Raw genomic sequence first — 24,707 nt, forward strand, 5'->3', positions numbered from 1 at the left:
AATTGCTGCATGTTTTTATCCTTAAATCGGCTCCGATTTAAGGAAACATGCAGTAGTTCGCTGCCAACCCGGCTTCCGGCTGCGAATTCAGCCGGAAGCCAGCGCTCGGGAGGAGCCGGAACCTAGACCGACATGGACGGCTGCAATTTCTCCTTGGCGCCGAGCGCCAGTGCTTTCAGGATCAAGGCACAGGATGTGGCGCCCGCATCGAGGACGCCGAGCGAGCGCTCGCCGAGCCGGCTCGCCCGTCCGATCTTTGCAACGAGGTCCTTCGTGCTGTCCCGGCCTTTTTCGGCGGCAACCACCAGCGCATCCAGGGCTTCGGAAAAGGATTTCCCCTCGGCATTGGCCTCCTTGAACGCGTCGATCGCCGGCACGAGCGTATCGAGCAGCGTCTTGTCGCCGACCTTCGCCGAGCCGATTGCCTCAATGCCCTCAAGGCCGTTCTTCAGCATGGCACCGAAAGTTTCAGCGTCGATCGACTGCGATTTTTCGATGGTCTCGGCGAACTGGGTGAACATGACGCCATAGAGCGGTCCCATGGAGCCGCCGATTTCGGTCATCAGCACCGTGCCCAGCGTATCGAGGGCCGCAGCCAGCGACATGTCGCTGCCCTTGATCCTCTCCGCAGCCATGCCAAAGCCCTTGGCCATGTTGACCCCATGGTCGCCGTCGCCGATCTTGCCATCGATCTCGCTGAGATAGGCGCGGTTCTCGATGATCCTGTCGGCGAGCGAAAGGACGATGTCGCCGGAGGAGGCATTTCGAAATTGCTGCATCGCGTTCCCCTTAAAGCGCCGCCGGGCACTGGACCTCGACCTCCAGCAGCGTCTTCAGTTCCTCGTCGAGAGCCATCACGGTAAGCGTCGCGCCCACCATGTCCAGCGAGGTGAAGTAGTTACCGATATAGGTCTTGTAGATTTTCAGCCCGCGTCCGGTGATTTCCTGCTCGATCGTATCGTTGAGAATGTAGAGCTCGTTGACGGGCGTTGCGCCGAGGCCGGAGACGAGAACCGCGACTTCGGTTCCACTCGCCAGATCATGATCGTCGAGAACGATCTTGACCATCTCCTGAGCAATTTCGGCCGCCGGCTTCAGCGGTTCGATCCGCACACCCGGCTCGCCGTGATGACCGATGCCGACTTCCATGGTCCCCGGCTCGATCGAGAAATTGGGATGCCCGACGGCAGGCAGCGTGCAGGGACCCAGGCCGATGCCGATGGAGCGGCAGTTGTCGATGGCCTTTTGCGCGGTCGCCTGGACGTCCTCGAGACCAGCTCCTTCAGCGGCTTTCGCACCGGCGATCTTCCACATGAAGATCTCGCCGGCAACGCCGCGGCGCTTCTCGCGTTCATCGGGTCCGGCGGAGCAGACGTCGTCATTGGCGATGACGGTCGCAATGGTGATGCCCTCCTTGGCGGCAAGCTTGATCGCCATCTTCACGTTCATGTTGTCGCCGGCATAGTTGCCGTAGAGGCAGACGACGCCCTTGCCGCCGTCCGCTGCCCGCGCCGCGTCGAAGAAGCTCTTTGCGGTCGGCGACGAGAAGAGCTCGCCGACGGCCACAGCGTCCAACATGTTGCGTCCGGTGTAACCGATAAAGGCCGGCTCGTGGCCCGAACCGCCGCCAGTAATGATGCCGACCTTGCCGCGGACCGGCGCATCGCGGGCGACGATCACGCGGGGATTGCCGCCAAGCCTGACGATATCCGCATGCGCCTTGACGAAGCCCTTGACCGTATCTTCGACGACCTCGTCCGGATTGTTGATGAAGCGCTGCATTGTTTCTCCTGTCCTCCGCCGGTCAGATAATAGTATAGCCGCCGTCGACCAGCAGGTCGGCGCCGTTGATCATATCCGCACCGTTCGATGCCAGGAACACCGCCGCGGCTGCGATCTCTTCCGGGAAGGCAAAACGGCCGACCGGAATGCGCTGCTTCAGCGCCTCTCCGCGCGGATTGTCCCAGGCCTTCCTGCCGAGATCGGTCAGAACCACCGTCGGGGAAATCGTATTGACGGTGATGCCGTACTTCCCCCATTCGGCCGCGAGCGTCTTGGAAAGGCCGATGACGCCGAATTTCGAGGCGCAATAGGCAACGTGCTGGTCGATGGCGACGGTGCCGGCCTGCGACGCCATGTTGATGATCTTGCCGCCTTTGCCGGCTTTGATCATTGCGCGCCCGGCGGCCTGCGAAACAAGGAATGTTCCCTTGAGATTGATATCGATCGTCTTGTCCCAGGCATTAAGGTCAAGGTCTTCGGCAGGCGCGAGCATGGCCACGCCTGCGCTGTTGACGACGATATCGATATGCCCGAAAGCCGCCTCTGCCGAGGCGACGACACTTTGGACGGATTGCGCATTCGAGACGTCGCAGACGAAGGATTTCGCGCCGCTGCCGAGCTCGTCGGCCTTCGATCGTGCGACCGATTCATTGATATCGATCACGCCGACGACGGCGCCTTTGGCCGCCAATGCCGATGCGATGGCGCTGCCGATGCCGGAGGCACCGCCGGTGACCAGAGCGACCTTGCCGCCCAGCGAAAAACTCAGATCAATCTGTTTTGAATCAGTCATGGTTCTCTTCTCGGCCTGTCAGAAGGTGGGGTGGGCTCTACAGCGCCGTGCGTCTTATAAGACGCACAAAGGTCGCTGCAGCACTTTGAATTGCTGCATGTTTTTATCCTTAAATCGGCTCCGATTTAAGGAAACATGCAGTAAGCCCACCCCAGGGCTGGATCATTTGCGTGTCGCAAGGAGCTGGTCGACGTTGTCAGCCGTCACCGGCGTCCACGGCACATTGTAGTTCTTATCCTTGCCGTCGTTCCAGGGCATATCCTTGTAGGTCGTCCAGATATCGGACTCCGGCTTGTAGTCGCCCTTCTTGGCATGGAAGATGGCAAGGTCGAGCGCGCCCTGGGCCTGCGCCCGCGCATCCTGGAGGATGGAGGTCATGTCGCCGTTCTTGACGGCGTGCAGCGCATCCGTGACCCCGTCGATACCGGCAATAGCAAAGCTCTTCACGTCGAGACCGGCCGCCTTGATCGCCTCGATCGCGCCAAGCGCCATTTCATCGTTCTGGCCGATCACGCCGTTGATCTGGTTCGGATGCGACGTCAGCCAGTTTTCCATCAGCGTCTGGGCTTCGGCCCGCGACCAGTTTGCCGTCTGATCTTCGAGGACCTTGACGCCAGGGCACTCGGCAAGCGCCTTCTTGTTGCCTTCCAGACGCGAAATCTGCGCCGACTGGCCGACCGGTCCTTCGAGAATGACCACGTTGCCCTTGCAGCCGATCTTGTCGAGCACGGCCTTGGCTTCCATGTAGCCGGAGATCGTATCATCAGAGCCGACATAGGAGGTCAGTTGGTCGGAATTGACGCGCGTGTTGGAGCCGATGACAGGAATGCCGGCATCGACTGCCGATTGCACGGCTGCCGCACCCGCATCGACGTCGATCGGCGCGAAGATGATGGCGTTGTATTTCTGGGTGATCATCGTCTTGAACTGATCCTGCTGGACCAGGGCGTCATAGCGGCCATCGAAAACCGTGAGCTCGACTTCGCCGCTCTTGACGGCCGGATGATCCTGGAGCGCTGCCGTCCAGATCTGCATGAACTCCGCGTTCAGGCCGTAGGGCGCCGCCCCGATCTTGATCTTTTCCTGCGCCATTGCCGACGAGGCAAGCAGCGCGGTCGCCGAAGCGAGCGCAATCAAAAGTTTTTTCACCTTCATTTCCTCCACTTTAGATTTTGGCGACCAACATGGTTCGCCTTTGACGGACAAGCGTGGTGCCGGTCCGATACTGGAAGGGGCCTTTAAGCGCTCAGGCGTCAGGCCCCGAAATTTCTCTTCTGGTCGAGCATGACCGCGCCGACGATCAGCGCCCCCTTCAGAACCTGCTGGTAGTAGGATTGGATGCCCATCAGATCGAGACCGTTGTTCATGACACCGATGATCAGGGCGCCGATCAGCGTTCCCGTCACCCGGCCGACGCCTCCGGAGAGGCTCGTTCCGCCGATGACGACAGCCGCGATCGCATCGAGCTCATAGGCAATGCCGGCCTGCGGCAGCGCGGAACCCGTGCGGGCGCTGAGCAGCATGCCTGCGAGACCGGCAAGACCGCCGGAGATGACATAGACGGTGAACTGTATGCGGCTCGTATTGATGCCCGAGGTCCTTGCCGCATGCGGATTGCCGCCGACGGCATAGATATAGCGGCCGAACCGGGTCCGGTTGAGGATCCACCAGGAGACGGCGAACACCACGACGAGCACGACGACCGGGGCCGGTATGCCGAAGATGTCGCCCGTCCCGATCCAGCGAAAGGCAGGCGTGAGTGCGGGAACCGGACGGCCGCCGCCATAGATCAGCGTCAGGCCACGCGCCGCCGAAAGCATGCCGAGCGTCACGACGAAGGCCGGCACCGAGAAGCGCGAGACGATGACGCCGGACACCGCACCACAGGCGATCCCGACGAGCACGCCGATGACGAGACCGACCACGACCGGATAGGGCGATCCGACAATTCCGGCGGTCGTCGAGGTCGTCGCGAAACTGGCGCTGACGATGCCGGCAAGGGCCACGACCGAACCGACCGAGAGGTCGATGCCGCGCGTCAGGATGACGAAGGTCATGCCGATCGCAAGCACGCCGTTGATCGACGTCTGCAGGAGCACGTTGGAGATGTTGCCCGCCGTCAGGAAGAATTCGTTGGAGACCGAGAGGATCACGACCAAGATCAGGAAGGCGAGAAAGATGCCATATTCCTGAAGCAGCAACCGACGCTGCTCCGAGCCGAACCAACGGCCCGTCATTTTACTGTCGCTCACTGACACAACTGGCTCCTCTTTCGCCGGACGAACGCCTTGGCCCTGTTCAGGTCGATAGGTGGACGAGTGATTGGGCATCCGTTTCCTCCCGGCTGTAGATTCCCGCACTCCTGCCTGATCGCATCACCATGATGCGATCCGACATGCCGAGAACTTCATCGATTTCGGACGAGATCATCACGACCGTGCCGCCGGAGGCGGCGAAGTCGCAGATGATGCGGTAGATTTCACGCTTGGCGCCGACGTCGACGCCGCGGGTCGGCTCGTCGAGCAGCAGCACCTTCGGATTGCGAAGGAACCATTTTCCGAGCACGACCTTCTGCTGGTTTCCGCCGGAAAGACCCGAAACCGGCATGCTGTCGCGCGCGGCCTTGATATGGAACTGCTCGCGCATGCGCCGGCTTGCCTCCGCCTCCCGCCCCCGGTCCATGGCGAAGACGGGGCTCATTTCCGGCAGGCTCGCCATGCAGATATTCGCACGCACGGAGTCCGAAAGATTGAGACCGGTCTGCTTGCGGTCTTCCGTGACCAGCGCCAGCCCATGGCGCATCGCATCCGACGGCTTGGAAATGGAGACCCTGGCGCCGTCGACCGTAATGCTTCCCGCCGAAGGCTTGTCGAGCCCGAAGAGGCAGTTGAAGATCTCCGTCCTCCCCGAGCCCATCAGGCCGTAAATGCCGAAGATCTCGCCCTTGCGCGCGGAAAAGGAGATGTCCTCGATCTTGTTCGGGCAGCTCAGCGCCGCCACATCGAGACCGGTTTCCGACGTCGGCGTGTTGGTCTTGATATATTCCTCCGACAATTCGCGGCCGACGATCATGCGGATCAGTCCCCGCCGGTCGACTTCAGCAAGCGCTCCGCTGCCGACATAGGCGCCGTCGCGAAAGACCGTATAGGAATCGGCGATCTGGAAGATTTCCGACAAACGGTGGGAAACATAGACGATGCCGCGCCCCTGCGCCTGCAGCCGCCGGATCGCGGCAAAGAGCTGCTGCGCCTCCCGCTCGCCGATCGCAGACGTCGGTTCATCCATGAAGATGACCTCCGCGTCATGGCTCAGCGCCTTGGCGATCTCGACAAGCTGCATCTGCGCAACCGAGAGGTTCATCATGTATTGCGTGGCGCGGATATCGAATTCGAGACTGTCCAGCAGCTTCTGCGCGGCGCGGTTCATCGCGCGGAAATCGATCCCGCCGAAACGGGCCGAAGGCTCGCGACCAAGATAGATGTTTTCGGCCACAGTCATGTGCGGAACGGGGCTGAGCTCCTGCTCGATGATGGCAATGCCCGAGGCCAACGCATCAGCGGGGCCCGAAAATTCCACGTCCATGCCGCGGCGGCGGATCGAGCCCGCGTCGCGCTTGTGGATCCCCATCAGGATCTTGAGAAAGGTCGATTTGCCCGCACCATTGCCGCCGCAGAGTGCATGAACCGAGCCGGCGCGAAGCTGAAAGCGGCCGTTGCGCAAGGCTGCGACGCCGCCGAAGGACTTCTCTAGCCCTTCTACCTCCAGCAGAAACTCCACCCTGATTTCCTCCGCTTGCGCATTCGGCGACCCCTATGGCGAGCGCCTTCTCGACTGGAGCGACCTCCGCTTCCACGTCGATGCTGACATTATTCAATGTAGACTCGACAAATGTCAAGACGCGATCTCAGCAATCCAGCCGCCGTGCGTCGGCACGGCGAAAGGAGTCCTGCAGGATACGCCAGTTGCAGAGAGCTTCGCTTGCCGTCAGCGCTTACCCACACTCCGTCATCCTCGGGCACCGACCCGAGGATCCACGCGCAAGCAGGCCGTGGAGATGGATGCTCGCCTCAAGGGCGAGGATGACAGAGTTTGAGAAGGCAAAAGGGGGCAAACTCCCCGGTCGCGTGAGGGAATAGAGCACTGCATCCTGCCTCTCAACGAGACTGGCCTCCGTTTAATCACTCACCGCAGCAAGCGCGATGCCATCGGCCACCTCGTCGCAGCGGTCCGACAAATTGCCGGTCGCCACGCGAAGATGCTGGCTCGGCAGGACCGAGAACTTTGCCCCCGGATGAACGGCGATGCCCCTCGCCGCCATGGTCACCATCGCGAACGGCTCCGACGAAACCGGGATCCAGGCGCAAAGCCCGCTTCCGGACGCCGCTTCGACACCTCGCTCATGCAAGGCGGAGATCAGATTGTCCCGACGCGTCTGGTAGACCGACCGCGCATGCCGCAACGCCTCATCCGTTCCCGGATCGCGCAGCAGCCAGGCGGCCGCCGACTGCAGGATACGGCTGGTCCAGCCCGCGCTGAAGCTGCGATAGGACTGGATCTGGTCGACGATCGCCCGCGAGCTCGAGAGCACAGCGAGGCGAAGATCCGGTCCGAGCGTCTTCGAATAGGAGAGAATATGGATCACACGGTCGGGAAATTGCCCTCCGAGCGAATGCCGCGGCGCGGTCGAGAGATCGGCAATTCCATCGTCCTCGACGATCAGCGTGTCGGTGTCGCGCAGAATATCCGCAAGCACCTCCATGCGGCCGGCACTCACGCTCTGGCCCGTCACGGAATGCAGGCGGGGCTGGAACACGAAGGCGGCCGGCCTGTTTTTCATGGCCTCCCGTAACGAGTCGGGCAATGGCCCCTCGGCATCGCATTGGACGGGAAGGATGCGCACGCCGCGATCTTCGAGAATATCGAGCAGCCGCATGCCCGTCGGATCCTCGATTGCGACCGACGCTCCCGGCATGACCAGCGCATGCATGAGCGTGTAGACCGCGTTATAGCCGCCATTCGTGGCGAGAAACGCCTCCGGCTCGCATGGCCAGCTCTGCCTTGCGGCAGCTTCCAGTTCCGGCAGAATGCGGCTTCGCTCGTAGCTGTTGAGGTTCTCCGCGGACGCGCCATAGGCCATCGCCGTCGCAAGCTTCGGCAGCAGGCTGACGTCAGGTACCGCGCGGGTGAGATCGAGCACGCCCTCCCCGTAATGCCCCGAGCTCGCCAGTCGCTCCGGCTTGGCGACGAACCGGTCGCCGCTGACCCAGGTGCCGTTGCGCCCTCGCCCGCTGATGATCTTCTGGCGACGCAACTCGCTCCAGGCCTCAGAGAGCGTCGCCGGGCTGATCCCCAGCGCAAAGGCGAGGTCCCGGATCGGCGGCAGCTTGGTGCCGACGGGCAGAGCGCCGGCGCGGATCAAGGCGCTGGTTTCCAAGGCAATTCCACGAATGGTCTTGTCGCTTATTTTTTCAGCAAACCACTTTGCGTCTCTGGTTTCGCTCATTTCCACGCCACATTTTAATGTTCAATAACATAATAACATTTGATCGAACCAAATTGAACATTTATCCAGATCGAAAACAAGACTTCTTCTGAAAGTGAAATGCCGATGCCCCTGACACTTCGCCTTGCCCTTCGCGATTGGGATTACATGACGCCGCTGGTGCTCGGCGACGTGTCCTCCCCGAGGCTCGACATCAAGGTCGACCGGGTCGGCACACTGATTTCCCATGTCGGCAAGAGCGATGCCTATGACGCGGCGGAAATGTCTTTCAGCCGCTACACCCAGCTTCGCATCGATGGCGACGAGAGCGTCGTCGGCATTCCGAATTTCATCATGCGCGGCTTTCGTCACCGCTGCGTCATCACCATGAGGAACAGCTCCATCACGGAGCTGAAGCATCTGGCGGGCAAACGCATCGGCGTGACCGGCTGGCGCGATTCCGGCAACACCTGGACGAGAGCCGCACTTCGCCATGAGGGCGTCGGCGTCGAGGACGCCATGTGGTATGCCGGCCGGCTGACTTCGGCGCACCCGATCACCGATCGTCTCGACGGCTTCGGCCGCCCCGGACGGATCGAGGCCGCTCCCGGCGAGCGGCCGATGGTGGACCTTCTGAAGGAAGGCGAGCTCGACGCAATCTTCACGCCGTTCATGCCGGACGGCTATTTCGAGAAAAACTCGCCCTTCCGCCAGGTTTTGTCCGATTTCCGCAGCGCCGAGCGTCGATATTTCGAAGCCGTCGGTTATGTCCCCGGCATGCATCTGATCGGATTGAAGGCCGAGATCGTCGAGCGGAACCCCTGGGTCATCGCGGAGTTAAGCTCCCTGATCGACGAATCCCAGCGTGTCTGGCTGGCCAAGCGCCGTAAGTATGCCGATACAACCCCCTGGATGCTCGACGAGCTTTTGAAGGCTGCCGATCTTCCGACGGGCTGGGACGCAAGCGGCTTCGAGGCCAACCGGACGATGATCGGCGATTTCGCCCTCGAACTGCACGAGCAGGGCATTCTTCCACGGCTGCTGACGCCGGAGGAGCTCTTTGCCTTTGATACGGACGGCAGCCGGATTTGATCGTTATCTGAACCTCTGACCCAATCAATCAAACCAAAAAAGGGAACTAGACATGCTATCACAGAAAATCGCCTGCCTCGCACTCGCAAGCATGCTGATGACGAGCGCCGCCATCGCGCAGGATGCGGGCCTTCCGAAGCTGTCCGTGAACGAGGAGCTGCGCGCCAAGCTGCCGGAGGAGATCAAGACAGCCGGCAAGATGATCTCCGTCAACAACGGCTCCTTCCCGCCCTATGAGATCGTTACCGGTACGGAGATGACCGGCGCAAGCGCCGATCTGACCGACGCGCTCAGCCAGGTTCTTGGCGTGAAGATCGAGCACGAGACGGTCGGCGGCCTGCCCGCCCTGCTCGCCGGCATCAATTCCGGCCGCTATCAGTTTGCCTTCGGTCCGGTCGGCGATTTCAAGAGCCGCGAAGAGGCGAACGACTTCGTCGACTGGGTTCAGGAATACGTCGTCTTCGCCGTTCAGAAGGGCAACCCCAAGGGAATCACCTCGCTCGACACGGCCTGCGGCCAGCGTATCGCCGTCATGGCCGGCGGCTCGGCAGAGAAGGTCATCAAGGTGCAGGCTGAAAAGTGCAAGACCGACGGCAAGGATGCGGTCGAAGTGCAGTCCTTCACCGACCAGCCGAGCTCGATCCTCGCGGTCCGCTCCAAGCGGTCGGATGCCTTCTTCTCCTCGCAGGCGCCGCTCACCTATTTCGTATCCCAGGCGAACGGCCAGCTGGAATTGACCGGCGTCGGCCAGAAGAACGGTTTCGAAAATCTCTATCAGGGCGCCGTCGTACCGAAGGGTTCGCCTCTCGGACCGGTCCTCAGCGACGCCATGAAGCTTCTGATGGAAAACGGCACCTACGCCACGATCATGAAGAAGTGGGGTCTTGAGAACAACATGCTCAAGGAGCCGGGCATCAATCTCGGCGGGACGTTGCCGAAATGAGCACGGAAGCTATCAGAAACGCACCGCCATCCCGCGGTGCGGACCCGCGCGACGTTGTGAACGCGCATAAGCCGTTCCCGGCCGGTCGCCTCTCGGCTTGGACGATTACACTCTTGATCGCCGCCTGGTTCGCCTGGATCGTCGCTCACAACGAAAACTTCGGCTGGCCGGTCGTTGCGCAATATTTCTTCGATCCGACCGTCATCAGCGGCCTTTACGTCTCCCTCGGCTTGACCGTCATCGCGATGATAATCGGCATCGCGCTCGGCCTGCTGCTTGCCATCGCCAGAATGTCGAAGGACGGTCTGGCGCGCTCCTTGTCGGGCCTCTTCATCTGGTTTTTCCGCGGCACGCCGCTGCTCGTGCAGCTGATCTTCTGGTACAATCTCTCGACCCTCTTCCCGGAGATATCGATCGGCATCCCCTTCGGACCGACTTTCGTCAGCTGGGACACCAACTCGGTCATCAGCCCGATGACGGCCGCGATCGCCGGCCTGGCGCTCAACGAGTCGGCCTATATGGCGGAGATCATCCGCGGCGGCCTGCTTTCCGTCGATAGAGGTCAGGCGGAGACCGCGGAAGCCTTCGGGATGACCCGGGCCCGGGCACTACGCCGCATCATCATTCCCCAGGCCATGCGCTCGATCGTGCCGCCGACCGGCAACCAGCTGATCAGCATGATCAAGGCGACGTCGCTCGTCAGCGTGATCGCCATGGCGGACCTGCTCTATTCCGTCCAGTCGATCTACAACCGCACCTTCGAAGTCATACCGATGCTGCTTGTCGCGGTGATCTGGTATCTTCTCATCACCTCTGTCCTCAATGTCGGCCAGAGCTACATTGAACGCTATTACAGCCGCGGTGACCGCCGGCTGGGCGCCCCCAAGCCAGCGAAAGAAACCCTCGCGACCGGCACGGCGACGCCGGCTCCGGTCGCGGCACAGGAGGCAAGCCATTGAACGCGATCGCTGACGTCTCCCCGCTGGTGCGGGCCAGAAACGTGCACAAGTCTTTCGAGCACCTCGAAGTGCTGAAAGGCATCGACCTCGATGTCGCCCCGGGTGAAGTCGTGGTCATCCTCGGGCCCTCCGGCTCGGGAAAATCGACCTTCCTGCGCTGCATCAATCATCTGGAATCCATCAATCGGGGTTCGATCGAGGTGGACGGCGAACAGATCGGCTATCGCTTTCACAAAGGCCGGCTGGAGAAGCTGTCGAACCATGCCATTGCTCTGCAGCGGCGAAAGATCGGCATGGTCTTCCAGCAGTTCAATCTCTATCCGCACATGACGGCGCTGCAGAACATCATCGAGGCGCCTGTCGGCATCCATGGCGAAAGCCGCAAGGCCGCAACCGAAAACGCCCTGATGCTGCTCGAACGCGTCGGCCTCTCGGAGAAGGCCGACAGCTACCCGCGCCAGCTTTCCGGCGGTCAGCAGCAGCGCGTCGCCATTGCCCGTGCACTGGCGATCAAACCGAAGCTGATGCTGTTCGACGAGCCGACCTCCGCGCTCGATCCGGAACTCGTCGGCGAGGTGCTTGCCACGATGCGCGATCTCGCCAGCCAGGGACTGACGATGATCGTCGTCACGCACGAGATAGGCTTCGCCCGCGAGGCGGCCGACCGCGTCGTCTTCATGGACGGCGGCAAGGTGGTCGAGCAGGGAAAGCCCGAAGATGTGCTCGCCAATCCGCAGCGTCAACGCACCAGAAGTTTCCTGTCGCGCGTCATCTAGCGCGACGGCCATTCCGATGATTTCTTAGAGTGACGGCGGGTGCCTGCCCATGCAGGCGCTGTCCTCCCATGCGAAAGATTGAACTACCATGCCCCTCGACAACGATTTTGCCCGTCTGACAGATTTCGAAGCGAACAAGGCCGAGCTCGTCGGCATACGGCGGCATCTTCACGCCAATCCGGAACTGTCCTTCGAGGAGGCCGAGACCGCGCGCTTCGTGGCCGAAAAGCTGGAAGCTTGGGGCTATGAGGTATTCCGCAATATCGGCGGCCACGGGATCGTTGCCCGCCTCAAGGTCGGTGCCGGAACCAGGAGCATCGCCATCCGCGCCGACATGGACGCTCTTCCGATCGCGGAACAGACCGGCCTGCCCTATGCCAGCCGGTCACCCGGCAAGATGCACGCCTGCGGCCATGACGGGCACACGACGATGCTGCTCGGTGCTGCCGAATATCTCGCCCGCACGCGGCGCTTCAGCGGCACCGTCAATCTGATCTTCCAGCCCGCCGAAGAGGCAGGTGTAGAAAGTGGCGCCCAGGCGATGATCGCCGACGGCCTCTTCGAGCGTTTCCCGATCGACGCGATCTTCGGCTTGCACAATCATCCGGGCGCCCCCGAGGGTACATGGCTCATGCGCTCGGGGCCGCTGATGGCGGCATCCGACACGGTCGAAATCACGATCAAGGGCAAAGGCGGCCATGCTTCACGGCCGCATCTGACGGTCGATCCAATCGTGGTTGCCTGCAATCTCGTTGTCGCCCTGCAATCGATCGTCTCGCGCAGCATCGACCCGACGCAGACGGCGGTGGTGACGGTCGGCGCCATTCACGCCGGCGAAGCAGCGAACGTCATTCCCGAAACCGCGAAGCTGCTGCTCAGCGTCCGCTCGTTCGAGCCGAAGGTGCGCGAGCTTCTGGAGACGCGTATCCGAAAGCTGACGGGCTCGGTCGTGGAGGGCTACGGCGCGAGCGTCGAAATCGACTATGTCCACGGCTATCCCGTCGTCGTCAATTCCGAAAAGGAAACCGAATTCGCCCGCAGCATCGCCGAGGAACTCGTCGGCGCCGAGAAGGTCTCCACCTGCCCGCTGATCCCCGGCAGCGAGGACTTCGCCTACTTCCTGGAGCACAAGCCCGGCAGCTTCCTGCGCCTCGGCAACGGCCTGAATTCGGCAATCCTCCACAGCGCCAAATACGACTTCGCAGACGAAAGCCTGACGGCCGGCGCCGCCATGTGGGCTCGGCTGACGGAAAGATATCTGGGTTGATCGAAGGTCCAGCCGCCCGTATTTCCTGACAGCCCGCATTTCGAAGCCAGTTGTCTGGGGCGGAAGGCTCCCCTCCCTCCTCATCCCTGTGCTCGTCACAGGGATCCAGCCGCGCCGTGTCCACGGCGCGAATGACTCACTTTTTCGAGACGAGGAGGTAGATGTAACCCTCTTGATTGAAGCGGGACGGACGATGGGGCTTCAGGCAATCGGTATGAAAGAGTCCCTCGCCGTGCAGACGCACGGCGGCTGGATCCCTGTGACAAGCACAGGGAAGAGGGAAGTTGGGGAGGCGCCTGCGCCAGACAACGACCATCGAGAGGAGGCATGACGGGTTTGTCCTGTAAAAGCCCCTTCCCTTACATCGCGCCGGCCATCCCGCGCATCAACACGGACAACCCGCAAGCTCACCCCTACTCATCCGAATGCCGCCGGCGAACGCGTCGAACAAACAACCACACGCAAACCACGACAACAGGCACGGCCACCCCTATCACGACGGTCGAGACCGGTTCGGCAAAGCTGTGATCGAGGCCCTTGGCGGCATAGCCGAGCAAGCCGATGATATAATAGGAGATTGCCGCGACCGAGAGGCTTTCGACCGTCTGCTGCAGTCGAAGCTGCAGTTTCGCGCGCCTGTCCATGGACGCCAGCAGCGCTGTGTTCTGGCGCGCCAGACCGACATCGACCCAGCTTCTCAAAAGCTCTGTCGTCCGCGACAGCCTGCGGGAGAGATTTTCCTGCCGCTCCTCGACGGAGGTGCAGGTGCGCATGGCGGGAGCAAGCCGTCTTTCGAGGAACGTCCCGAGCGTCTCGTTTCCGATCGGTCGTTCGTTGAGCGACGCGATCCGTTCGCCGACAATCGAATCATAGGCCTTGCTGGCTCCGAAGCGGTAGAGCGACAGGGCGGCATTCGCCTCGAGCTCGGCCGCGAGCCTGGTGATTTCCGTGAGCGTGTCGTCGGCGGTGTCGCTCACCAGTGCCTTCATTCGCTGTGTGACGGTGCCGAGACTTTCTTCGATCCGCCTGATTTCCGGGGAGAGAGCCTGGGCAAGCGGAAGTGCGAGCATCGCGAGCGTGCGATAGGTCTCGATGTCAAGCAGGCATTGCACGACCGCGCCTCTGCCGAGATCGCTGAGGCCACGGTCGATCAGCAGCATCCGCGTCAGGCCGTCGCCGTCCTGGCGAAAATCCGTCGCAACCTCGGCCGTTCCGTCCCAGATCATGCTATGACAGAGGCTTGCCTTGTCGAACAATGCAAAGGCCCGCTGTGTCTGCGGCCCGTCTGGCCGTATTTCGAGACGCGCGCCGGAGATCAGGTGTCCGGGCGGGTGGAAACCGCCGCCGAAGGGATGAACGGGAACCGGATCGCCGAATGCCTCCGTCGCCGGTCCGTCCCAGAACCATGTGGAAAATTCCGTATGCTTCTCCCATCTGACCGTCCCGTTGCCCCAAGGGATCGCGCAGTGCCGGGCATCCCGGTCGGGAACGGTGACACCCTGTGATCGCGCCATCTCCTCGATCACTTCATGATGGCTCGTCTGTCCGGCTTCCATCAGGAAGGAGAGCTGCAGAATGACGCGCGGCGAAGAAAGCGGAACGAAGGGCCGGGCGTGAATTTCGCCAAGTGCGAGAGAACGGTTCTCGGCCGGAGGAAAGGAAAATCGGGATGAGGCACCCGCGGCAGCCCTGTATTGATCGACCTTGTGCCCTTGCACCTAACGTCTGCCTCCGACCTCGTCGATGTGAACGAGCAGGTCCGCGGGATCCTCGTAGACACGGATCGCCCCGGCATGCCTCAGTTCCTCCTGCCCGTATCCTCCGCTGAGGAGTCCGACACCCAACGCCCGGCAGCGGGTGGCGGCAAGCATGTCCCATATGCTGTCGCCGACAACGACCGCCCTGTCAATGGGGACGCCGAGCGTATGCGCGGCCGCCAGGAAGAGGTCGGGGTCCGGCTTGGCATATTTGACCTGATCGCGGGTAATAACAGGCACCTTCTGAGGATCGACGCCGAGTGCGGCGATGTTCACCGAGGCCGTCTCCATGCGCCCGCTCGTAGCGATTGCAAACGGGATCGCCGCATCGGCGAGCCACGCGAAAAGCTCCCGCGCGCCTGGCAGCGGACGGATCTGCGCTCCGAGCCTGCGATATGCTGCGGTGTGAGCCTGCCGCAGGCGCTCGATCCGCTCCTCGCTGATCTCCAATCCGGTTTCCCTGAGCAACTGGTTGGTGAACAGGCCGCCGCTCATGCCGATCTTGCGATGGATGCGCCAGACCGACAGGTCAATGCCTTCCGCATCGAGCGCTTCCTTCCAGGCCAGCACGTGCTGATAGACACTGTCGACGAGGGTGCCGTCGAGATCGAACAGAAAAGCCGTTTCGATGCGCATTGGGAACGTCTCCGGTCGGCGGGTTTTAGCATTGACTCAAGCTGAAGCTAGAGGCCGGACCGGCCTGTTCAAGTCACGGCGCCAGGAAGGTCGGCAGGCGTCCCTATCTTGCAAGAGGCGGCACGGAAAGGACGTAAGTCGGCTATGCGCCAAATATGCGAATATCCGCCAAACGCGGTCACTGCTGATAAGATAAACCGGCGAGCTCTCCGAGATGCTGTCGCACCCATTTTGCCTCAGCGGACGCGGTGCGCCGGAAGTGCCGTCGGAAATCGCGGCTGAATTGCGCCGGGCTGACATAGCCCACGGCGGTCGCCACCTCCGCGATTGTCTTGTCCTGGCGCGCTATCATCAGCCGAGCCTCGTGGAGCCGCATGGATTTCACGTACTGCATCGGGCTGCTTCCCGTCAGCGCCTTGAAGTGAGCGTGGTACGACGGCACGCTCATGCCCGCCTCGCAAGCCAGGTCCGCGATCGAAATCTCGGAGCTATACGCTTCCCGCAGTCTGGCGAGGCTTTGCAGGATTCTGCCCGAGGTACCCTTCTGCTGCAACGCCGCAATCATCGCGCCGCCCTGCGGGCCGACCATGACCCGGTAATGCAGCTCCCGCAGGATATTTGGCCCAAGGATTGCAGTCTCGACAGGACTGCGAAGGGTTCGCAGCAGACGGAGCACCACGTCCTCGATCTCGGGATCTGTTTTGCTGGACACGAGACTTTTCACCTTGCTCGCCGCAAGTTCGGGACATCGTCTCTCGACCTCCGCGGCGATCTCGGCGGCCAACCCCATGTCGAAGTCGACATAGACCGCAAGCAGAGGTTTCTCCGGACTGGCGACGGATTCCATCCGGAAAGGAACGGGCACCGAAACGGCAAGATAGTGCTCCTCGTCGTAGAGGAAGACTCCACCGTCGAGAATGCCGCGTTTGCTTCCCTGCAAGACGAAGACGGCACCCGGCTTGTAGAGAACGGGGACATCATGAAGGACGGCCTCCGTCCGTAGTATGCGGACGCCGTCGAGGCCCGTGGAGTTGTAGCCCTGCCTCGGGGCCAGCAGCCCAGCCAGTTCCACGATTTCCGCGGGGGCACGCCGTTCGGCTGTCGACTTCATAGGATTTGGCAAAACATTCATAGATTTTGAGATCGATGGCTGCGAGCGATCAGATTATCTGGCAAAGACATCGATCAATCAAGCAGAGAAACGAACACACAATGTCTCACAAGACCTTTTTCATCACAGGCGCGAATTCCGGCTTTGGTCTTGCAATCGCCAAAGCGGCCGACCGGCAGGGTCACAAAGTCGTCGGCGCCGTCCGATCGGAAGTGTCTTGCTCAGCTCTGGCCGAATCCCTGCCGCGAGTACATTCCGTCCTGTGCGACGTCACGGAGTTTGACCGTATTCCTGACGTCATTCGACAGGTCGAGGAAGAGCATGGTCCGGTCGACGTCCTGGTCAACAACGCCGGCTACGGGCACGAGGGCATTCTTGAGGAATCCGCGCTGGAAGAGATGCGACGCCAGTTTGACGTAAACGTCTTCGGCGCTGTCGCCGTCGCCAAAGCCTTCCTTCCGTACTTCCGGGAGAGACGTCGCGGTTTTATCGTCAACGTCACCTCCATGGGCGGAATGATCACGATGCCGGGCATCGCGTACTACTGCGGCAGCAAGTTCGCGTTACAGGCTATATCGGAGGTCATGCGTTCGGAGATGACACCGTTCGGCGTCCACGTCACCGCGGTCTGCCCCGGTTCCTTCAGGACGGACTGGGCCGGGCGCTCGATGGTCAGGACCGAACGCTCGATCAGCGACTACGACGCTCTGTTTGATCCGATCCGCCAGGCAAGGCAGGCCAAGAGCGGCAAGCAGCTTGGCGACCCCGACAAATTGGCGGCTGCCGTGCTGAAGCTGGTTGATTCCGATGATCCTCCGCCACAGCTCCTCCTCGGCAGCGATGCCCTCTCGCTCGTCTCGGACAGGATTCGCCGACTTCAGGAAGAGATCGACCAGTGGAAGTCAATGACCATTTCCACGGATGGCTGAAGCAACGCCGCTCCAGGCCCCTAAGCCGCCGTGGTCCGATTATACAGGTCGCGATCGTCTTCGAGACACGGCGACGGCAGCCTATCTTGGCCGCGATGGCGATGATGGTCCTCGTGGGTTTGCGAGCCCCTGCCTGGGCGGTCCGGGGGCACCTCTTGACCCTATCGCACTAAGATGGGCCAGCGAAACCAGACCGTAAAAAGCCCGGTGCGGGAGGAGGTGCACCGGGCTCTGAGGGTGACTGACAACTGAGAGGAGGAGGCGTTGCCAGTCGGGCAAAGCGGTTCGGGAGGAGATGAACCGCTTGCACCCGGGAGATGGCATTGCGGCGCAACATTATCAAGAGGCAATACGCCGCAATGCAGCAGAAATTGCCGATGATTCATCAGCCTGGCCGGACGATCGAGGCCAGCGCTTCATCGACCGTCTGCACGCGGCAATAGCCGCCGAAAGCCTTGAGCGCCGTCTCGTGCCGATCCGCCGAATAGGTCGCGCAGGCATCGGCCGCGCAGACCATGTAGAAGCCGCGGTCCGCGCCGTCGCGTACCGCCATGTCGACGCACTGGTCGGTAAGAAAGCCGGCCACGATGACATTCTCCACGCCGAGATTGCGCAGCACGTAGTCGATATTGGTCGAGTTGAAGACCCCGGACGAGGTCTTCGGCAGAACGATGTCATCAGCCGCGGGCGCGACCATCGGTATCACCTTCGCCTCTTCGGAGCCGCGTGCAAAAAGAATGCCCGAGAGCTTGTGGTCGAGCGAACGGTCACGCCCGTCCTTCGTCAGGGCCTCGATCACGGTATAGATGATCTCGCAGCCTCGGGCCCGTGCTCCGTCGATCAGCCGCTTCATGGCCGGCAGTGCGCGCTCGTGGACCGCGTTCCAATAGTCGGGATGCTCGACCCGCTGCTTCTCGGAGACTTCACCCTGTTGCGCATCCACGATCAGGATTGCGGTGACTGCCGGGTCCAGCGCCTTGTCGCGCTTGAGGCGCAGGGGATCGAATGCGGCCATCATGATTTGTCCTTCTGAGCTTCCGTGAATGTCTTAGTAGAGTTCGAGGTATTCGTTGAGTTCCCAATCCGTGACATGGCTGTGGAAGCGGCCGAGCTCGAAGCGTTTCACCGCGTTGAAGACGTGCACGAAATCGGCTCCGAGCGCCCCCTTGAATGCCTCGTCGCGATCAAGCGCGTCGAGTGCTGCATCGAGCGTCTGCGGAAACTTTGCGAGAGCCGGATTGTCCTCGCTCGTCGTTTCCCGGGACTGGTCGCGCAGCTTGGCGTCCCGCTCCAGACCCAGCAGCCCGGCCGCAAGCACGGCGGAGGCAAGCAGATAGGGATTGCTCGAGGCCGAGCCGCAGCGCATCTCGATGTGGGTGCGGTCATCGCGGGTCGCCTTGACCCGCACCATCGCCGAGCGATCCTGGAACCCCCAGCTGATGTTGGACGGCGCGAAAGTATAGGGCTTCACCCGGTGGTAGCAGTTGGGTGTCGGATTGGCGAGCGGCATCAGGGCCGGAGCATGGCTGAGCACGCCCTCGATGAAGGAGTGAGCGACGCCTGAAAGCCCATCTGGTGCTGCGGCATCGAGAAATGCGTTCGTGCCCGTCTTGCGGTTCCAGAGGCTTATGTGCAGATGGCAGCCGCTTCCGGACTGGCCTGCGAAGGGTTTGGCCATGAAGCTCGCGATCAGGCCGTTGCGATGGGCGAGTTCCTTCATCCCGTTCTTGAAGGCGAAGGCCTTGTCGACCGATCCCATGTTCATTCCCGGCCCGTAATTGGTCTCGAACTGAGAGCCGGCATATTCGGCATTATGGGTGATGATGTCGATCCCGTAGGCCCTCAGCGTCGGCACGAGCTGGTCGAGAAAGGGGGCGTATTGATTGCGCACCGTATGGAAAATGTGAATGCCGTCAAAAAGGGGCCGCCGGGTTTCTGCGGAAAGCAGGTAATACTCGTATTCGTGCCCCATCATGACATCGTAGCCGAGCGCGTTGGCTTTCCGGATCAGCTCGGCAAGCACCCAGCGCGGAGCGGCGCGCTGCGGCGTGCCGTCTTCCCAATAGCCGAGACATACCACGCTCGCCGTCTTCTCCAGCCAGGGAATGACACGCAGCGAATCCGGATCCGGAAACAGTGACTGGTCGGCGAAGTTGACTTCCTTGTGCAGCCCGCTTGCCGGCACCACGTTGGAGGAGGTGTCGAGCCCGAGCACACCGCCATAAAGGTTCAGACCGTGCCTGGCATAGGCTTCGACCTTGTCGATCGGTACTGTCTTTGACCGCGAAACGCCGTGCATGTCAGGCAGTTCGAAGCGCAGATATTCGATGTCCATTTCCCGCAGGGTAGCCATCAGCTCCCCGACGGGATCAGTGGTTTCCGTCGTTTCGTCAGCTGTGATCGTCATTTTCCGCCGCCCGCGAGTTGAAAGGATTTTCGGCGGGCACGAGACCGAAGTTCGCGCCCACCAGCTCTTTGCGCGGGCTCTAAGGCGCCGGAATCCAGTTTGGCGTCACCTCTGCGGCAAGCGACAGCTTGTCGTCCTTGACGCCGAGGATGGTCACGGTCTTCTGCGGCACGCGGACGTCGGCCGGATAGGTGATCGAGCCGGTGATACCCGCATAATCCTTCGTCGCGGCAAGGGCGTCGCGGATCTTTGCCGGATCGTCGGAGCCGGCACGCTTGATGGCGTCCGCGATCAAACCGACGGTATCGTAGCCTAGCGCTGCGAAAGCGTTCTCCGGTTCGGTCCCGTAGGCAGCCTTGTAGTCGGCGTAGAACTTCTCGATCGCGGGCGTCGAGCCGCTCGTGGCCATATAGGCATGCGTCGTGTAGTAGACGTCGTTGGCGGCCTTCCCGCCGACGCTCAGGAGCAGCGGCGTATCATAGCCGTCGCCGCCCACGATCGGCTGGGTGACGCCCGCCTGCCGCATCTGCTTGACGATCAGTCCGATGTCGTCGGGCATCGCCGAGACGAAGAGTACGTCCGGCTTTTGCGACAGCGCCTTCAGCTTGGTGATCTGCGCGGTAAAGGACGTGTCGCCCGATTTGTAGTCGTCCCGGGCGATGATCTTGCCGCCGCCATTGGTCAGCGCCTCATCGAAATATTTCGCAAGCAGGGTCGTATATTCCGCCGAGTTGTCGCGCAGCAGATAAACGTTCTTGCCGCTGAGCTTGCTCAGCACGAATTCCGCTCCGGCGGCCGCCTGCACATTGTCGCCGAAGCAGGCAAGAAACATGTTCTTGCCGACCTGCTCGGGAAGCTTGGGCGAGGTCGCGCCGGGGGTCACGAAGGGCACGCCCGCCGTCTCGAAGATTGGACCCAGCGCAAGTGCCGAGTCGGAATCGGTGAAGCCCATCGCGACCGGCACCTTGTCGGAATTGAGTAGCTGGCTGGCCACACTCGCAATCACGGTCGGGTCGGTCTTGGTATCATAGATGACGAGCTCGATCGTCTTGCCGTTGATCCCGCCGGCATCGTTGATCTCCTTGGCCTTCAGCTTCGCGCCGTTGAGCGCCGGTGCGTCCAGCGAGGACAGCCCGCCGGTCACGTTGAACGGCGCGCCGATCTTGATACTGTCGGCCGATGCCGTGGTGGTGGCGCCGGCCAAGGCGGCAAGCCCGAAAGCGGCAGCGAGCAAGACGTCGCGCCTGAAATATCCAGTCCCTTTCATCGTCGTTTCTCCTCTGGCTGTTTGTATCTTGTTGGCATGAAGAGCCCGAGCGTCAGTTCCCGATCGCCCACGATACCGCTCGGGCGGAAAATCATCACAAGGATGAAGATGATGCCGAGGACGATCTGGCTGGCCCCGTAAAGGGGCGGGATGGCGATGGCGCCGAAATCGAGGCCTCGCTCCAGGTTGCGCAGCACCTCGCTTGCCAGCGTGACGACGATCACGCCGGTGATGGCGCCGGTGATGCTCTGCATGCCGCCGATGACGAGCATGCTGATGAGTGCGAACGTATAGGCCATGTAGAAGCTGGCGGGCGAAAACGAGCCCAGATAGTGGCCATAGAGCGAGCCGCCGACACCGGCGAAGAAGGCGCCCAGCATGAACGCCGAAAGCCTCGTCGGCAGCACGGAAATGCCGATGGCCTGCGCGGCGATCGTGTCTTCCCGCACAGCCCGATAGCGCCGGCCATAGGGCGAATAGACGACGCGGGCAAGCACGAAGAGCGTCACGACGAGCCAGCCGACCGCCCAGGGAAGCGTGGTGTCCAGCGGCACGCCCGTGAAGGTGCGCGCACCGCGCGTATAGTCGACCGCATTGATGAGAATGACATTGACGATGATCAGGAAGCCGAGCGTCGCGACCGAAACGAAATAGCCCGAAAGCCGCATCAGCGGCGCCCCGACGACGAAGCCAAGGACTGCGCAGATCAGACCCGCGATGATGGTCGCCGGCAGGAACGGAAGACTGAAACTGCCGAGCCACTGCGGCAGGTCGGAGAGGTAGGCGTGCTTGGCGGAGACCGGCAGGGACAGAATGCCCGAAACATAGGCGCCGGCGGCTACGAAGCCGACGTGACCGAGGGAAAAAACGCCTGTGAAGCCGTTGCCCACGCCCATTGACGTCACCAGGATCGCGTTGATGCACATGACGATCAGCACGCGAACAAGATAGTCGTTCAGAAGATGCGGAACGGCAAGCGTAATCGCTGCAATAGCGGCGAGCAGGACGGCAAAGCGAATCAGGAGGGCGGGTCGGCTCACAGCTTGACCTCCTGCGTGCGATTGAGCAGTCCGTTCGGACGGAAGAGCAGAAAGGCGATGAGGAAGGCAAAGACGATCGCATCGCGATAGGGCGAGACCGCCGACGGGAGGAAGGCGACGATCAGCACTTCCAGCGCGCCGAGCACGTAGCCGCCGACGAGCGCGCCCGCAATCGAGCCGAAGCCGCCGATAATAGCCGCGACGAAGGCCTTCAGCAGCGGCGTGAAGCCCATATGCGGCTCGACGATGCCGGCTTGCGCCGCCCACAGCACGCCGGCAAGCCCCGCAAAGGCGGAGGCGATCGCAAAGGCGGTTATGATCAGCCGGTTGACATCGAGGCCGACAAGCCGGGCGGCTCCCAGATCCTCCGCCGCGGCGCGCATCCCGAGGCCGGCGTCCGTGCGCGTCACGAACCAGCCGAGAAGGGCAAGCGATACCGCCGTCAGCACGATGGTCATGACGTTGATGGCGGTAAAGGTGATCTGCCCGTCCATGAACTGGATCGCCGTGTTCATGAAGTCGGGAATGGGAAAATTGCGTGGCGAACTGGTGAAGAGCAGGATGCCGAGATTTTCCAGGATATAGGTAACGCCGAGGCTGGTGAGCAGCAGCGTCACGTCAGGCGCGCCGCGCACCGGCCGATAGGCGATCCGCTCGACGATTATGCCGGCAAGGGCCGCAAAGACGATCCCGCCCACCGCCGCCAGCCAGAAGGGCGCGCCGGCAGCCCCGAGGACAAGAACCGCGAAGGCGCCGACCATCATCATGTCGCCATGAGCGAAGTTGGTCATGCGCAGGATGCCGAACACCATGGAAAGGCCGATAGCGACCAGCGCATAGAGACTGCCGAGGCTCACGGCATTGATGACCTGCTGGACCACATAGAGCTCGAAATTCATCGGCGCGCTCCGAGATAGGCTGCGGCGACCTCTTCGTAATTCGACTTCAGATCCCTGGCGTCACCTTCCAGACTGACCTCTCCGGTCCTGAGCACATAGGCACGGTCGGCAAGATTGAGCGCGACGGACATGTTCTGCTCGACCAGCAGCATGGTATTGCCGGCCTGCTTCAACTCGGCGAGGCTTGCGAAGATCTGTTGCACGACGATCGGAGCAATGCCGAGCGAAGGCTCGTCGAGAAGCAGGAGGTTCGGACGGGCCATCAGGGCGCGCGCGAGCGCCACCATCTGCTGTTCGCCTCCCGAAAGCGTGCCCGCCTGTTGCCTTGTGCGTTCTCTCAGGACCGGAAAGAGCGCGTAAAGCCGTTCCCGATCGGCCTCGATGCCGCTTCGGTCGAGGCGCGATGAGGCACCGAGCCTCAGGTTTTCGGCTACGGTCAGCGACCCGAACAGCCGTCGGCCTTCCGGCGCATGCGCAAGCCCGAGCCGCGCGATACGGTTCGACTGCATGCCGTCGATGCGCTCGCCGAGGAAACGGATCTCGCCCGTCCTCGGCCGCACCAGGCCTGAAATCGTGCGCAGCATTGTGCTCTTGCCGGCGCCGTTGGCGCCAAGCAGCGCGACCACCTCGCCCTTGCGGACATTGAGGTTCACGCCGCGCAACGCTGAGATCGCGCCGTAATCGACACCGAGGTTTCGGACGATGAGAATTTCGGAGGCATTCGGAACGGAATTCGTCGCGACGGGATCAGGCATGGCCGAGATAGACCTCCCGGACGCGTGGATGGGCCTGCACCTCCGCCGGCGTTCCCTCGAAGATATGGCTCCCGTGCGCCAGCACCTGGATGCGCTCGCAGAGATTCATGATCAGGTCCATGTCGTGCTCGACGACGATGACGGCCAGATCGTAGCGCCGGCGAATATCGTCGATCAGCTTGAGGAGCGCGCGGGTCTCGGAGGCATCCATGCCGGCTGCCGGCTCATCCAGCATCAGCAGGCGGGGACGTGTGGCAAGGGCGCGCACGAGTTCGAGACGGCGCTGGTCACCATAGGGAAGATCGCAGGCGCGACGGTCGCGGCGCTCCTGAAGACCGACGAGGGCAAGCAGCTCCCGGGTGGTGGTCTCGACGTCACCCTCCGCCCTGAGACGCCGCCCCGTGCCGAAAAGAGCGTCGAACATGGTCGTGCGGTGGCGCAGTTCCGCAGCCGCGCGCACGTTTTCCTCCACCGTCAGCGCCGGAAACAGTCGCGTGCCTTGGAAGGTGCGGGCGATGCCGAGACGAACGATGTCCGCGGCGCGCCTGTGTGCGATCGACTGGCCGTCGAAAAACACCTCGCCCTTGTCCGGCCTCAGAAAGCCGCTGACGAGATTGAAAAACGTGCTTTTGCCGGAGCCGTTCGGCCCGATCACGCCGACGATCTCCCCCTTGCGGACGGTGATCGCGTGATCCCTCAGCGCCACGAGGTTGCGGAAGGATTTCGTCAGGCCGCGCGTGGCAAGCAGCGGTTCGGATGCTGCCGACCCGCTCATTTCGCAATCCTTCGGCCGATCGCGCCCGGCTGCAGGA

23 protein-coding genes are annotated in these 24,707 nt (G+C 62.0%); 6 read left to right on the forward strand and 17 right to left on the reverse strand.

All coding sequences use genetic code 11. The annotated features are described in order from the left end of the window. Positions 1–122: 122 nt before the first annotated feature. From dhaL to AAE029_RS29735, 7 genes are all read right to left on the reverse strand, one after another. On the reverse strand, positions 123–779 hold the full coding sequence (gene dhaL, locus AAE029_RS29705) for a dihydroxyacetone kinase subunit DhaL (RefSeq protein ID WP_371076517.1): 657 nt from the start codon (positions 777–779) through the stop codon (positions 123–125). Positions 780–789: 10 nt separating this feature from the next. Further along, positions 790–1,782, reverse strand: a complete 993-nt coding sequence (locus AAE029_RS29710; protein ID WP_371076518.1) for a dihydroxyacetone kinase subunit DhaK — start codon at positions 1,780–1,782, stop codon at positions 790–792. A gap of 22 nt (positions 1,783–1,804) precedes the next feature. After that, entirely contained in the window at positions 1,805–2,575 is a 771-nt protein-coding gene (locus AAE029_RS29715; protein ID WP_371076519.1) for an SDR family oxidoreductase, read from the reverse strand. Positions 2,576–2,737: 162 nt separating this feature from the next. Beyond that, a complete protein-coding gene (locus AAE029_RS29720; RefSeq protein ID WP_371076520.1) occupies positions 2,738–3,724 on the reverse strand; it encodes a substrate-binding domain-containing protein in 987 nt (328 codons plus the stop codon). 104 nt (positions 3,725–3,828) lie between these two features. Beyond that, positions 3,829–4,812, reverse strand: coding sequence for an ABC transporter permease (locus tag AAE029_RS29725; protein ID WP_371076629.1), 984 nt, complete (start codon positions 4,810–4,812; stop codon positions 3,829–3,831). Between the two features lie 61 nt (positions 4,813–4,873). Continuing rightward, the gene (locus tag AAE029_RS29730; protein WP_371076521.1) at positions 4,874–6,352 is read right to left on the reverse strand and encodes a sugar ABC transporter ATP-binding protein; all 1,479 of its coding nucleotides are present in this window, start codon (positions 6,350–6,352) and stop codon (positions 4,874–4,876) included. Between the two features lie 397 nt (positions 6,353–6,749). Continuing rightward, a complete protein-coding gene (locus tag AAE029_RS29735; protein ID WP_371076522.1) occupies positions 6,750–8,078 on the reverse strand; it encodes a PLP-dependent aminotransferase family protein in 1,329 nt (442 codons plus the stop codon). 105 nt (positions 8,079–8,183) lie between these two features. Between AAE029_RS29735 and AAE029_RS29740 the strand changes: the two genes are divergently transcribed. The 5 genes from AAE029_RS29740 (at position 8,184) to AAE029_RS29760 (ending at position 13,094) form a co-directional block, all read left to right on the forward strand. After that, a complete protein-coding gene (locus AAE029_RS29740; RefSeq protein WP_371076523.1) occupies positions 8,184–9,149 on the forward strand; it encodes a nitrate ABC transporter substrate-binding protein in 966 nt (321 codons plus the stop codon). 52 nt (positions 9,150–9,201) lie between these two features. Beyond that, positions 9,202–10,092, forward strand: coding sequence for an ABC transporter substrate-binding protein (locus AAE029_RS29745; protein ID WP_371076524.1), 891 nt, complete (start codon positions 9,202–9,204; stop codon positions 10,090–10,092). After that, complete coding sequence (locus AAE029_RS29750; protein ID WP_371076525.1) at positions 10,089–11,051, forward strand: amino acid ABC transporter permease; 963 nt, start codon at positions 10,089–10,091, stop codon at positions 11,049–11,051. The genes AAE029_RS29745 and AAE029_RS29750 overlap by 4 nt, the downstream gene beginning before the upstream one ends. Beyond that, entirely contained in the window at positions 11,048–11,827 is a 780-nt protein-coding gene (locus AAE029_RS29755; protein WP_371076526.1) for an amino acid ABC transporter ATP-binding protein, read from the forward strand. The genes AAE029_RS29750 and AAE029_RS29755 overlap by 4 nt, the downstream gene beginning before the upstream one ends. A gap of 88 nt (positions 11,828–11,915) precedes the next feature. Beyond that, a complete protein-coding gene (locus AAE029_RS29760; RefSeq protein WP_371076527.1) occupies positions 11,916–13,094 on the forward strand; it encodes a M20 aminoacylase family protein in 1,179 nt (392 codons plus the stop codon). Between the two features lie 413 nt (positions 13,095–13,507). Here the strand turns inward: AAE029_RS29760 and AAE029_RS29765 are convergent, their stop codons facing one another. The 3 genes from AAE029_RS29765 to AAE029_RS29775 all read right to left on the reverse strand — a co-directional run bounded on the left by AAE029_RS29765 (position 13,508) and on the right by AAE029_RS29775 (position 16,598). Beyond that, positions 13,508–14,812: a DUF3422 domain-containing protein gene (locus tag AAE029_RS29765; protein ID WP_371076528.1), complete on the reverse strand. Its 1,305-nt coding sequence runs from the start codon at positions 14,810–14,812 to the stop codon at positions 13,508–13,510. After that, positions 14,813–15,487: an HAD family hydrolase gene (locus AAE029_RS29770; RefSeq protein WP_371076529.1), complete on the reverse strand. Its 675-nt coding sequence runs from the start codon at positions 15,485–15,487 to the stop codon at positions 14,813–14,815. Positions 15,488–15,665: 178 nt separating this feature from the next. Beyond that, positions 15,666–16,598, reverse strand: a complete 933-nt coding sequence (locus AAE029_RS29775) for an AraC family transcriptional regulator N-terminal domain-containing protein (RefSeq protein WP_371076530.1) — start codon at positions 16,596–16,598, stop codon at positions 15,666–15,668. Positions 16,599–16,699: 101 nt separating this feature from the next. Here AAE029_RS29775 and AAE029_RS29780 point away from each other — a divergent pair, with 101 nt between their 5' ends. Next, entirely contained in the window at positions 16,700–17,527 is an 828-nt protein-coding gene (locus AAE029_RS29780) for an oxidoreductase (RefSeq protein ID WP_371076531.1), read from the forward strand. A gap of 385 nt (positions 17,528–17,912) precedes the next feature. Here AAE029_RS29780 and AAE029_RS29785 read toward each other — a convergent pair whose 3' ends face one another. From AAE029_RS29785 to AAE029_RS29815, 7 genes are all read right to left on the reverse strand, one after another. After that, complete coding sequence (locus AAE029_RS29785) at positions 17,913–18,545, reverse strand: cysteine hydrolase family protein (RefSeq protein ID WP_371076532.1); 633 nt, start codon at positions 18,543–18,545, stop codon at positions 17,913–17,915. Between the two features lie 30 nt (positions 18,546–18,575). Beyond that, positions 18,576–19,934, reverse strand: coding sequence for a glutamine synthetase family protein (locus AAE029_RS29790; protein WP_371076533.1), 1,359 nt, complete (start codon positions 19,932–19,934; stop codon positions 18,576–18,578). Positions 19,935–20,013: 79 nt separating this feature from the next. Beyond that, entirely contained in the window at positions 20,014–21,201 is a 1,188-nt protein-coding gene (locus tag AAE029_RS29795) for an ABC transporter substrate-binding protein (RefSeq protein WP_371076534.1), read from the reverse strand. Continuing rightward, positions 21,198–22,241 carry a branched-chain amino acid ABC transporter permease gene (locus AAE029_RS29800; protein WP_371076535.1) on the reverse strand — a complete coding sequence of 348 codons (1,044 nt, stop codon included), beginning with the start codon at positions 22,239–22,241 and terminating at the stop codon, positions 21,198–21,200. Before AAE029_RS29800 ends, AAE029_RS29795 begins: the two co-directional genes overlap by 4 nt. Next, positions 22,238–23,140, reverse strand: coding sequence for a branched-chain amino acid ABC transporter permease (locus AAE029_RS29805; RefSeq protein WP_371076536.1), 903 nt, complete (start codon positions 23,138–23,140; stop codon positions 22,238–22,240). The genes AAE029_RS29800 and AAE029_RS29805 overlap by 4 nt, the downstream gene beginning before the upstream one ends. Further along, positions 23,137–23,895, reverse strand: a complete 759-nt coding sequence (locus AAE029_RS29810; protein ID WP_371076537.1) for an ABC transporter ATP-binding protein — start codon at positions 23,893–23,895, stop codon at positions 23,137–23,139. The genes AAE029_RS29805 and AAE029_RS29810 overlap by 4 nt, the downstream gene beginning before the upstream one ends. Further along, positions 23,888–24,670: an ABC transporter ATP-binding protein gene (locus AAE029_RS29815; protein ID WP_371076538.1), complete on the reverse strand. Its 783-nt coding sequence runs from the start codon at positions 24,668–24,670 to the stop codon at positions 23,888–23,890. The genes AAE029_RS29810 and AAE029_RS29815 overlap by 8 nt, the downstream gene beginning before the upstream one ends. Positions 24,671–24,707 lie beyond the last annotated feature (37 nt).

Origin of the sequence: Sinorhizobium sp. CB7 (assembly GCF_041357635.1) — a bacterium.
Lineage (GTDB): Bacteria > Pseudomonadota > Alphaproteobacteria > Rhizobiales > Rhizobiaceae > Rhizobium.

Coding starts and splice junctions, on each gene's coding strand:
- AAE029_RS29815 (WP_371076538.1), bottom strand. CDS start 24,670: ATGAGCGGGTCGGCAGCATCCGAACCGCTGCTTGCCACGCGCGGCCTG.
- AAE029_RS29770 (WP_371076529.1), bottom strand. CDS start 15,487: ATGCGCATCGAAACGGCTTTTCTGTTCGATCTCGACGGCACCCTCGTC.
- AAE029_RS29805 (WP_371076536.1), bottom strand. CDS start 23,140: ATGAATTTCGAGCTCTATGTGGTCCAGCAGGTCATCAATGCCGTGAGC.
- AAE029_RS29710 (WP_371076518.1), bottom strand. CDS start 1,782: ATGCAGCGCTTCATCAACAATCCGGACGAGGTCGTCGAAGATACGGTC.
- AAE029_RS29735 (WP_371076522.1), bottom strand. CDS start 8,078: ATGAGCGAAACCAGAGACGCAAAGTGGTTTGCTGAAAAAATAAGCGAC.
- AAE029_RS29790 (WP_371076533.1), bottom strand. CDS start 19,934: ATGACGATCACAGCTGACGAAACGACGGAAACCACTGATCCCGTCGGG.
- AAE029_RS29740 (WP_371076523.1), top strand. CDS start 8,184: ATGCCCCTGACACTTCGCCTTGCCCTTCGCGATTGGGATTACATGACG.
- AAE029_RS29745 (WP_371076524.1), top strand. CDS start 9,202: ATGCTATCACAGAAAATCGCCTGCCTCGCACTCGCAAGCATGCTGATG.
- AAE029_RS29760 (WP_371076527.1), top strand. CDS start 11,916: ATGCCCCTCGACAACGATTTTGCCCGTCTGACAGATTTCGAAGCGAAC.
- AAE029_RS29775 (WP_371076530.1), bottom strand. CDS start 16,598: ATGAAGTCGACAGCCGAACGGCGTGCCCCCGCGGAAATCGTGGAACTG.
- AAE029_RS29725 (WP_371076629.1), bottom strand. CDS start 4,812: ATGACGGGCCGTTGGTTCGGCTCGGAGCAGCGTCGGTTGCTGCTTCAG.
- AAE029_RS29810 (WP_371076537.1), bottom strand. CDS start 23,895: ATGCCTGATCCCGTCGCGACGAATTCCGTTCCGAATGCCTCCGAAATT.
- AAE029_RS29785 (WP_371076532.1), bottom strand. CDS start 18,545: ATGATGGCCGCATTCGATCCCCTGCGCCTCAAGCGCGACAAGGCGCTG.
- dhaL (WP_371076517.1), bottom strand. CDS start 779: ATGCAGCAATTTCGAAATGCCTCCTCCGGCGACATCGTCCTTTCGCTC.
- AAE029_RS29795 (WP_371076534.1), bottom strand. CDS start 21,201: ATGAAAGGGACTGGATATTTCAGGCGCGACGTCTTGCTCGCTGCCGCT.
- AAE029_RS29750 (WP_371076525.1), top strand. CDS start 10,089: ATGAGCACGGAAGCTATCAGAAACGCACCGCCATCCCGCGGTGCGGAC.
- AAE029_RS29780 (WP_371076531.1), top strand. CDS start 16,700: ATGTCTCACAAGACCTTTTTCATCACAGGCGCGAATTCCGGCTTTGGT.
- AAE029_RS29715 (WP_371076519.1), bottom strand. CDS start 2,575: ATGACTGATTCAAAACAGATTGATCTGAGTTTTTCGCTGGGCGGCAAG.